This is a genomic window from Exiguobacterium sp. H66 (assembly GCF_018618705.1).
Taxonomy (GTDB): Bacteria; Bacillota; Bacilli; order Exiguobacteriales; family Exiguobacteriaceae; genus Exiguobacterium_A; species Exiguobacterium_A oxidotolerans.
The window spans coordinates 1-1,586 of record NZ_JACSMQ010000018.1; the positions used below are offsets into that span (position 1 = coordinate 1).

The 1,586-nt window shown below is 44.1% G+C and carries 2 protein-coding genes; both read right to left on the reverse strand.

Features of this window, described 5'->3' with window-relative positions; all coding sequences use genetic code 11:
- Positions 1-45: 45 nt before the first annotated feature.
- Positions 46-909 carry an IS3 family transposase gene (locus KNP88_RS15710; RefSeq protein WP_251137264.1) on the reverse strand — a complete coding sequence of 288 codons (864 nt, stop codon included), beginning with the start codon at positions 907-909 and terminating at the stop codon, positions 46-48.
- A 14-nt stretch (positions 910-923) separates the two neighbouring features.
- Positions 924-1,586, reverse strand: a 663-nt coding sequence (locus KNP88_RS15715) for a helix-turn-helix domain-containing protein (RefSeq protein WP_251137265.1), incomplete at its 5' end; no start/stop codon positions are given.

Below are 1,586 nucleotides of genomic sequence, written 5' to 3' on the forward strand. Positions count from 1 at the left end.
TGAACTGCTCCCCGTCAAGTAGACAGGTCAAATAATATAAATTTTTTAAACGGCTTGAGCCCTGAATTCCAGCGGACTTAAGCCGTTTAATCGTTTTTGATACCGCAGCTCATTATAAAATCGAATGTAGCGTCGGATTGCATCGTGGAGTTCATCGAACTCCTCGAATGTATGAAGATAGTAGCTTTCACACTTTAGCGCTCCCCAAAAAGATTCGATTGGACCATTATCGATGCATTTACCGGCACGGGACATGCTTTGTGTGATCCCAGCTTGTTGAGTCATATGATGAAAGGCATTTGACGTATATTGAAACCCACGGTCACTATGAAGAAGAGGGAAACTACCAGGATCATCATCCAAGGCGAGTTTTAGCGTATCGAAGACGAGCTGATTGTTATTCGAACGACTTAGCACAAATGAACGAATTGATCCATCATACAAATCGAGAATTGCACTTAAATAAGCCTTTTTTGAGGTGCCGTATTTGAATTCCGTGATATCTGTTAACCATTTCTGATTCGGTTTTTCCGCATGGAATTCACGATTCAGAAGATTTTCTGCCGTTTGTCCGGGTATGGTTCTCATATATTTCGGTCGTGTTCGACGAATGACGCAACGAATGCCGGCGATTCGCATCAAGCGACGAACCCGTTTATGATTAACCGTTCTGTTAAATTGGCGATCTAGATTCAAGACCATTCGTTCACATCCATAGACTCCATCTACCGACTCATGAATAGATGTCAGCTCTTCAATGATCATGATGTTCTCTTCTTCGCGTACCGTCGGTACACGATTTAACCATTTATAATAGGCAGCACGGGATACGTCCGCAAAACGACAGAGGGCGACAATCGAATAGCCGAACTGGTCCGCCAACGATTGTATAGCCTTGTACTTATCCAAATTTCGGACTTGGTCTAACCTCTCCCCCTTTCGAACTCCTCTAGCTTTTTTAAGAACTCATTTTCCATTCGAAGAAGCTCGTTCTCTTGCTCAATCTTTTTCATCTCGATGGAGAGGCGATCCACGTCCGTCAGTTCCTCAAACGGTTTCGTACGTCCACGGCTATCCATCAGTCCATCAATCCCATTCTTTTCATACTTTTGAACCCACTTGTAGATTTGTTGGTAGGAGACCCGGTGGGTCTTCGCAGTTTCTTTATACTTCTTTCCATTTTTAAGACAGTCGCTGACTATACTAACGCGTTCTTCGAATGTCGTGATTCTTCCTCTGGTCATAGCGAATCGCTCCTTTAGTAGTGTGTCTTCACTACGACCATTATAGTTTGAAATCCAACGTCTGAGTACGCTTGCACTGGAGATGTTTAATTTTATGATGACGTCCATGACGGGCTCACCTTTTTCTAGCACGTCGCGTACGGCTCGCTCTTTAAACTCATTGGAATACTTCGTGCATACCGACCGTTTCTCCAAAGCTGAGATACCGCCTTGACGATACATCTGTCTCCATCTGAGTAGGGTCGATTGTGTGACCCCGAAGAGTCTTGCGACTTCCCACAACGTGGACACTCCTTCTTCATAAGTTTGGATGGCATATAGTTTTTCACTAGCGGAACGCTT